Origin of the sequence: Bradyrhizobium sp. Arg237L (assembly GCF_029990105.1) — a bacterium.
Taxonomy (GTDB): domain Bacteria; phylum Pseudomonadota; class Alphaproteobacteria; order Rhizobiales; family Xanthobacteraceae; genus Bradyrhizobium.
Genome location: NZ_JAQMIL010000183.1, coordinates 1 through 1,164, shown reverse-complemented (window position 1 = coordinate 1,164; position 1,164 = coordinate 1). Strand labels below are relative to the sequence as shown.

The 1,164-nt window shown below is 62.8% G+C and carries 1 protein-coding gene; it reads left to right on the top strand.

Annotated features, from left to right (window positions below):
* The first annotated feature begins 199 nt into the window (after positions 1-199).
* Positions 200-1,141: an IS110 family transposase gene (locus OZ411_RS42865; protein WP_282532787.1), complete on the top strand. Its 942-nt coding sequence runs from the start codon at positions 200-202 to the stop codon at positions 1,139-1,141.
* Positions 1,142-1,164: the final 23 nt, after the last annotated feature.

Below are 1,164 nucleotides of genomic sequence, written 5' to 3'. Positions count from 1 at the left end.
ACCCCTTGTATCTGCACGGGCATGATTTGTGCGATGGAAGCGATTTAGCGTCTTGGCCGGTGGCCACCGGCCAAGACGCGTGGCGAAGTCGCCCGTTACCCCTCCGGCCACAACCGTGGATGAGCTTTGGGATCTTCGCCATGTCACGCACGACCGAACAGTCGCTTGAGTTCCAATCGCATGGACAAGGCAGGTTACCGTGAAGAAGACGATTTGTGGAGTGGACGTTTCGAAGGCCAAGCTCGATGTCTGCATCGAACCAGGCGGCCGGCTTGCGAGCTTCAATAACGATACGGCGGGCATTGCATCCCTAGCCGCGTTCTGCCGTGAACACGCCGTCACGCTGGTGGTGATGGAGGCCAGTGGCGGTTACGAGCGACGGGTATTCGTCGAGCTGTGGGAACAGGGCATCGGCTGCGCGCTGGCCAACGCTCGCAGCGTTCGCCGCTATGCCGAGGCAATGGGCATTCTGGAGAAGACCGACCGGATCGATTCCTCCGTCATTGCCCGCTTCGCCCACGCCAAGAACCTGGCTCCGACGGCGCTGCCGAGCCAGGCCCAGCAGCGCCTGAAGGCCCTGGTAACAAGGCTCAGGCAGGTCACCGACGACCTCACGGTCCAGAAGCAGCGCCGCGCCAGCATGTTCGACAACACGGAGATGCAGGCAAGTGTAGACGAGGTGATCGCCCTGCTGAAGCGCCAGTCCCGCTCGCTCGAAGGCGAGATCGCCTCCATGATCGACGACGATCCGCTGTGGGCAAAGCTCGCCGAAACCTGGCGCGAGGTGAAGGGCGTGGCTGGACGGACCGTCGGCCGGCTGCACGCCGAGCTGCCGGAGATCGGTATCCTCTCCAACAAAGCCATTGCCAAGCTGGTCGGCCTCGCCCCGATCGCCAATGACAGTGGCAAGCGAAAGGGCAAGCGATCCATCCGCGGCGGCCGCGCCGGCGTCCGCTCGATCCTCTTCCTCGTCGCGGCCATTGCCGCGCGTTATGACCAAAGCCTCGCCGACTTTCGCGATAGGCTGGTCGCTGCCGGAAAGGAAAAAATGGTCATTCGCATTGCGCTCGCCCGTAAGCTCCTGGTCCGCCTCAACGCCAAAGCACGCGAGGCGCGTGCCGCTTACGCCAATGCAACTTGACAATCCAGATAGTCGCTCATCCG